Raw genomic sequence first — 6,384 nt, 5'->3', positions numbered from 1 at the left:
CCCCGCCGCCGAAGCAGCAGAGAAGCGAGAAGTCTCAACAGTCACGACAACAACCACTACGACAACAACCACAACAACAGGCGCGACAAGCTAGAGCACTTCGGTCGTCGCATACGAGCTGTGTTTCATCCGCAAGCTGCGCGCTTCCTCAACCCACAATTCTCCCCAGCTCCCATCCCGTCTGCCGTCGACCCACACACCGTGGAGCGGGCGTGGTTCCGGGCGTCCAGGTGGAGCGCGCCATTGGACGCCCGGGGCCGCGTCTGCTCGGTTTTGCCTGGGTCGATGGCAGGCGAGATGGGAGCTCCCCCTCGCACGCCACTACTCGGCCGGCACTCGCGAACGGCGCCCCGTCTCGGAGCCTGAGCGCCCCCGCCGGAGGCTCGTTCTGGCCGTGGCCGCTCCCTGCGGTGCTCGTCTCATGGCCTCCGGCCTTATCCGCACGTGGGCGCGCGTCGGCGCAGCGCGCGCGGAGCGGGCCGAAGGCAGGAGCGCAGTGCGGTAGCTGGTCAACCTGTTGTGCTGTGAGTTCAAGGCTGCGAGGCAACGCCAGGTAGTCCGCGCCCATGGTGGCCTCAAAGAGTGAGAACTGAAGGAGGAAACCACTGAGCGACTCCTGTTCGGCGATCGGCCTTTCGCTGTCGTCGCAGAACCAAAGGTCGGCTCGGTCTCCTCACCGCCGAGCGTCCACAAGAGCGACCAGACGAATCCTCCTTGGTTCTCGACACCGAAAACCAGCATCTCCCCACGGTCGTCAGTGCGCAGGGCCGACTCGGGATAGATCCTGTTTTGCACTCCAAGAACCGCCGGCCGCTGCACCGCCAGCCGCTGCACCGCCAGCCGGTAGAGCAGGCTGACGCGGGGACGCTGATGGTCGACAAGCGCAACGATCAAGTAGGCGTGGTCATGGGATGCGTCGGCCCCTACGTTCAGCTCCGCCCGCCGCCAGGGCGGCAGGGAGTGGGACGTTCCACCTGCGGAGCTACGCCATCCCAACCAGGCCGAGGTGCTGAGTGCCAAAGTGGCGGTAGCGAACGGACGGTGGGGACGGTGAGCCCACGCGCCGTCCTTCGGCACGAGACCTGGACGCTCGAACCGGACCGCGAGCCCGACTCGGAGCCAACGACCTACGCGATGCAGTGCGTCGTGGACGGCGAGACATCGCCGCCCAGCGAGGACTTCGCCACGCCCCAGAACTGGGTGCTGGAGCACTGCGGCCGACACCCGTCACACCACACCTTCCGAGAGATCATCACCCGACCGTGGCGACGTGGCGGCACCAGTGACGCGGCAGGTGATGGCCTGGCTGGGCCGCTTCGCGGGACCTTGCTGATCATCGTGATCGCTGGCTCGTGCGGCTTCGTGATCAGCGTCGCGGTCTCCGACACCACCCCTTGAGGCCCACCCCCATGAACCAGGTCAAGGGCCCGCGGCAACAAGTGGGAGATGACCTCACAGACCCTGCCGCTACTCCAGAGCCGAACTGTCAGCGATCCTCTGGCTGGCGGTCCCGGAGTTGTACGGCCTCACCAGCCCACTGCTCGACCTGGCGTCGCAGGGCATCCACTGTGGCGAGTGCCTCCTCGGTCGCTCCGCCGCGCGCGGCGACCTGCACCCCGTAGACGGCGGCCTGAAGGAGTCTCGCTCTGCCGGTGATGTCCTCGGCGTCCTGGAGTGCGAGTTCCCCTCGGGCGGCAGCGCGCCCCAGGGCTGCGGCAATGCCATCGCGGACGCGCTCGCGGTAGCGGTTGGCGCGTTCGGCTATCCGGTCGTCGCGTGGGGCCACCTCGGTGGCGGTGTTCACCATGAAGCAGCCGGGGCCATCGGACTGGGTCAGGCTGTGGCGGATGGACGAGAGGAAGCGGCGGAGGTCGTCCAGGCCGCCGGAGCCGCGCTCCAGGGGGGCCAGAAGGTCCTCGCGGTCGCGGTCGTAGCGCGCGAGTGCTGCCTCCAGCACTCCCTGCTTGCTACCGAAGGCCGCATACAGGCTGGACGGCGCCAGCCCTGTGGCCTGTACCAGGTCCTCGATCGACGTTGTTTCGTAGCCCTTGGTCCACAGCGTGCGCAGCGCTGCCGCTGTGACCACGTCGAGGTCGAACGAGCGTGGCCTTCCACGGCGGGAGACACCGGCCGGAGCGGATCGGTCTTGTTGCATTTATGAAGTGTACGATCCAGAATCATTACGGAGCATTCACTCCAGAAATAGTTAGTCCATGCCTGAGGAGCACCCCATGGCCCACGCCGAGCGACCGCTCTCCCTGCCCGCCCGCACGCTGAACGACCAGGACCCCGCCGTCGCCGAGGTGCTGGCCAAGGCCAAGGCACAGACGGGGATGATCCCGAACATGTACGCGCGGATGGCGAACGCGCCCGGGCTGCTGGAGACCTACCTGAACGGCTACAACGCCTTCCGCTCCGGCTCCGGCTTCACTCCGGCCGAGCAGGAGACGGTCTTGCTCACCATCAGCCGGGTCAACGGCTGCACCTACTGCGTCGCCGCGCACAGCACGCTGGCGGACATGAACAAGGTCCCCGCCGAGGTCACCGACGCCATCCGCGACGGCAAGCCGCTGCCCGACGCCCGCCTGGACGCCCTGTCCACGTTCACCGCGGCCATGGTCGAGGGCCGTGGTCTCCCCACCGCCGACCAGGTCGACGCCTTCCTGGCCGCCGGATTCGCTGAAACCGACATCCTGCAGGTGGTGCTCGCCGTCTCGGTGAAGACGATCAGCAACTACACCAACCACCTGTTCCACACTCCTGTGGACAAGATGTTCGCCGACCGCGCCTGGCAGGACTGACCTGGGGTCGCTGGGCACTCTGCCCAGCGACGCCCGCGTACCCGTTCGATATCGCAGACCGGATCGCCGGAATACTTCGTTGGGCTATCCGGCGGCGTCGTTCAGGCGTACCGGGTCCAGGACCGTGATGCGGCCCCGGGCCAGACGCAGCAGCCCGCGGTCGGCGAACTCGCGCAGGACCTTGGTGGTCGTCTCCCGCTCGGCGACGAAGTTCCGATCGGTGGCCAGGCGGATGCCGTTGGTGTTGAGGTTGACCGTCCTGATGGGGCGGGCCTGGGCAAGATCGATGAAGTCGAGAATGTGCTTATGAATGGTGGGCTCGCCACCGGAGAACATCACCACCTCCGCCTCGCCCTCGGACTCCACGAACGCGTCGAGCATCCGCTCGCACTGCTCGCGGGTAATGGAGTAACCTCCCCCACTCTCGGCTCCGCTCGAGCGGGGGGACCCCCATCTCTGGTGACCGGAGTCGGCGAAGCAGATCGGGCAGTCCAGGTTACAGCCGGTGTTGACCTCGATGATCCCGAGGCAGGCGTGCTGCTTGTGCTCCGGGCACAGCCCGCAGTCGAGCGGACAGCCTTCCTTGACCTCGGTCTGGAACGTCAGCGGGATGGTGCCGGGCTTGTTGAAGCGGGCCGAGGCCAGGTACTCCTCGGCGTCCCCGTACACCAGAGCCTCGAACTCCCCGTGATCGTGACAGCGTTTACGCAGGTACACCTTGTCCTCGCGGATGTTGACCTGCGCGTCGACCGGCACCTTGCACAACGGGCAGATCGACTTGGTGAACTCCACGAACACCTCGTCCCGGTCCACCTTCCGCCTCGGCGCAGACGCCTGGGGCATCACAGAACTCCTCTCGCAGGGGTCGACGCCCCCCATTTGTCACCGGACGTCACGGCCCGGATTGTCGTCGTCGCGGTCGTGCGGGTGCCGGTCCGAGACCGACGGACAGCAGTCCTCCGACCCGGCACCGCGCCGACGCCGAACCCGCCACCGCAGGGCATACGCCGTGCCGGCCAGGAGCACGACGGCGCCGACTGCGACCAGCCACGGATTCGACAGCACACCGCCGACGGCGCCGAGCACCCCTCCCGCCACAAGCAGCGGACCCGCACAGCACACCACCACGACCAGAGCCGCTCCGACGACGGCGACCGCCCCGCCGAATCCGGAACGCTCACGGGACCGGGACACCACGACCCACCTCCGCCTCACCGGCCGACTCCCTCGCGGAGGCCGCACGGGCCGTGTGCACAAGCACTGCGGCGTACACGAGGGTGAGCGCGTCCTGGAGAAGGACGAACCAGCTCAGCCTCTGGGTGAGGTAGTTTCCGAAGCAGCCGCAGTTGTCCACGGGCAGCCCCCGCGCATACGCCTGGACGGCCAGTCCGCTCCATGCCAGCGACACGGCCGTGTAGACCCACACGGGGGTGATGGCCGTCGACCGGGGACGGGTCAGGAACCACACACCGCACACCAACTCTCCGGCGATCAGCAGTACGACGAGCACAGCCGCCGCGACGCCGTGCACCAAACCGTACGCCCCGACAATGGCCGGCATACCGGTGAGGGAGGCGAGCTGGCCGACCGCCATGGCCGTGTAGACCGCGCCGAGTACGAGACGGAGAACCATGCCCGCGACGCTACGGCCACCGGGGTGACGAGAACTGTAAGCGCGCTCACCGAACCAGCCGCGGATTCACCGTCATGCCGTTGCTGAACGGCGTTCGGTCTCGGCCTTGACCGAGGCAAGCGAGGCGGCGACCGCGGCCTCCCAGCGGGCGGCCACCGCACCGCCCCACCACTGCCCCAGCCGCCACAGGTCGGTACCCAGCTGCCCCTCATACACCAGCCGTGTCCCCGCCGCCGTCCCGCTCAGCACAAAGGACTCCGTCACATGCGGCACCGGGCCGCGCACCAGGCGGAAGTCGATGCGCTCAGGACGGGTGAAGCGGACCGTCTCCACCGTGACCGCTCTCAGCCGCCCGCCCGCGATCGGCGTGAAGTGCTCGGCCAGCACCAGGTCACTGCCGCGTTCCAGCACATGCAGCTTCTCACGCATCGCCCGCGGGGTACGGCCCAGATACGGCCGGGCCACCACGTCGAAGACCGTCTCCGGCGGCGCCGCGATGTCGACGGCCTGCGGACCCAACGCACGGCTACGGCGCCCCACGCCCACGTCGACCGGGACGGCTCCGGTCACCAGCCCCAGGTACCCGGCGACCAGCGAGCCGCCCACACCGACGGCCCAACCCGCTACGCGCCACCCGCGCGCGCTCACCGGCTCTCCTCCGGTGCCACTTCCTCGACCACGACGCCGTTCCAGAAAGCGACATGGCCCTTGATCTTTCTGGCCAGCGGGCTGGGGTGCGGGTAGTACCAGGCGGCGTTCACGTTGGTCTGCCCACCAACGGACACCGTGTAGTAGCGGGCGAGTCCCTTCCAGAAACACAGCGACCTGGCCCGGCTCTCGGTGAAGTACTCATGGTGGAGCGACTCGGACGGGAAGTAGTGACTGCCCTCCACCACGACGGTCTGCTCGGCCTCCGCAAGCACAGTGCCATTCCACACGGCGCGCATCATGACCGCCCGCCTCCAACGAGATCTCTGTAGTCCATGCCGCGACGCTAGACGCCACCCGCTGGCCCGTCGGTGACCCCGCTTACACTCCCCCGCCCGCGTCGGCAGGTGGTTGCATTCACCGGCGTCCAGCACCGTTCAGATACCCCACCCGTCCCTGCTGCACCGCAGGTCAGAACGCTCCCGCACATCCCCGTACCCGCAGACGAACATTTGGAAAGCGTGTTGGGGGCAACCCCTCACGAGTTCGAATCTCGTATCCTCCGCCAGCTCATCGACGCCGAGGTGTTCAACGACAAGCTCCGCGAGTCGGAGGACTACTACAACTACCATCGCCCCCACAGCGGTCTTGGCGGACAGACCCCCTACGAACGCCTCAAGCAGAAGACCACGACCCAGGCGTAACCGGTCATCGTCAGTGGCACAGCGTGACCCGGCGCTGACCCCGCGCTGTCGGATCATGGCGCGGTAGAACCTTCCCTACTTCATCAAGCACCCGTCGTCGCTTCGCTCCTCCGGACGGGCGCGGGCGGCAGGCGGCACCCGCGCTCATGTCTCCGCCCCGCTCGGCACCGCCGGCCGCCCACTCCCGCCCAAGAGGCGGGTGGACAAGATAGTGACGGGGCTTCTGGACCAAGCTCCTGACTTGTTGAATCGACCCCAGATGCTCGGTCTGCAGCCGTAGCGTCTAGGGTGCCGGTCGGCACGGGCCCGCAGTGCTCCTTGCCGCCCTCGGGCTGGCTCACTGATAGCGTGCCGCCGCCGGCCGGCACCCGCGCGGTGTGGCTCGACAGAGGCATGAAGGTGACGCAGTGACTTCGAGTCAGGGTGCCCACCGCACTTCCCTGCCCGTCTCATCGAGTGCGAGGGCAGCAGCCTGTGATCTTGATCGGTGTCGATCCCCACAAGTCGTCCCACACCGCCGTCGCCGTTGACATCGCCGGGCACCAGGTGGCCCAGCGCCGGTTCGTCGTCCTGCGAGTCCAGCATGCCTGGGCCTCCG

8 protein-coding genes and 2 pseudogenes are annotated in these 6,384 nt (G+C 67.8%); 4 read left to right on the top strand and 6 right to left on the bottom strand.

The features are described 5' to 3' along the window. Positions 1-870: 870 nt before the first annotated feature. Both VXC91_RS41115 and VXC91_RS41110 read left to right on the top strand, forming a co-directional pair. A pseudogene (locus tag VXC91_RS41115) lies at positions 871-1,054 on the top strand (hypothetical protein). Continuing rightward, positions 1,051-1,398, top strand: coding sequence for a DUF7848 domain-containing protein (locus tag VXC91_RS41110; protein ID WP_329512473.1), 348 nt, complete (start codon positions 1,051-1,053; stop codon positions 1,396-1,398). The pseudogene VXC91_RS41115 and the gene VXC91_RS41110 overlap by 4 nt, the downstream one beginning before the upstream one ends. Before the next feature lie 88 nt (positions 1,399-1,486). On the opposite strand, the gene VXC91_RS41105 is transcribed toward VXC91_RS41110, so the two are convergent. Continuing rightward, positions 1,487-2,155 carry a TetR/AcrR family transcriptional regulator gene (locus tag VXC91_RS41105; RefSeq protein WP_329512472.1) on the bottom strand — a complete coding sequence of 223 codons (669 nt, stop codon included), beginning with the start codon at positions 2,153-2,155 and terminating at the stop codon, positions 1,487-1,489. A 58-nt stretch (positions 2,156-2,213) separates the two neighbouring features. On the opposite strand from VXC91_RS41105, the gene VXC91_RS41100 reads away from it, so the two are divergent. Next, entirely contained in the window at positions 2,214-2,801 is a 588-nt protein-coding gene (locus tag VXC91_RS41100) for a carboxymuconolactone decarboxylase family protein (protein WP_329512471.1), read from the top strand. 84 nt (positions 2,802-2,885) lie between these two features. On the opposite strand, the gene VXC91_RS41095 is transcribed toward VXC91_RS41100, so the two are convergent. The 5 genes from VXC91_RS41095 to VXC91_RS41075 all read right to left on the bottom strand — a co-directional run bounded on the left by VXC91_RS41095 (position 2,886) and on the right by VXC91_RS41075 (position 5,381). Next, on the bottom strand, positions 2,886-3,644 hold the full coding sequence (locus VXC91_RS41095) for a radical SAM protein (protein ID WP_329512470.1): 759 nt from the start codon (positions 3,642-3,644) through the stop codon (positions 2,886-2,888). Between the two features lie 39 nt (positions 3,645-3,683). Continuing rightward, positions 3,684-3,995 (bottom strand): mercury transporter, encoded by a 312-nt coding sequence (locus tag VXC91_RS41090; RefSeq protein ID WP_329512469.1) that lies wholly within the window; start codon positions 3,993-3,995, stop codon positions 3,684-3,686. Further along, positions 3,979-4,434, bottom strand: a complete 456-nt coding sequence (locus tag VXC91_RS41085) for a MauE/DoxX family redox-associated membrane protein (protein WP_329512468.1) — start codon at positions 4,432-4,434, stop codon at positions 3,979-3,981. Before VXC91_RS41085 ends, VXC91_RS41090 begins: the two co-directional genes overlap by 17 nt. A gap of 72 nt (positions 4,435-4,506) precedes the next feature. Further along, positions 4,507-5,082: an SRPBCC family protein gene (locus VXC91_RS41080; protein ID WP_329512467.1), complete on the bottom strand. Its 576-nt coding sequence runs from the start codon at positions 5,080-5,082 to the stop codon at positions 4,507-4,509. Then, on the bottom strand, positions 5,079-5,381 hold the full coding sequence (locus VXC91_RS41075) for a DUF427 domain-containing protein (RefSeq protein ID WP_329512474.1): 303 nt from the start codon (positions 5,379-5,381) through the stop codon (positions 5,079-5,081). Before VXC91_RS41075 ends, VXC91_RS41080 begins: the two co-directional genes overlap by 4 nt. Before the next feature lie 276 nt (positions 5,382-5,657). Between VXC91_RS41075 and VXC91_RS41070 the strand changes: the two are divergent. Then, a pseudogene (locus tag VXC91_RS41070) lies at positions 5,658-5,786 on the top strand (integrase core domain-containing protein); the annotation flags it as partial. Between the last annotated feature and the right edge of the window lie 598 nt (positions 5,787-6,384).

The organism is Streptomyces chiangmaiensis, assembly GCF_036281785.1.
Lineage (GTDB): Bacteria > Actinomycetota > Actinomycetes > Streptomycetales > Streptomycetaceae > Streptomyces > Streptomyces chiangmaiensis.
This window is presented reverse-complemented; position numbering and strand designations above follow the sequence as displayed.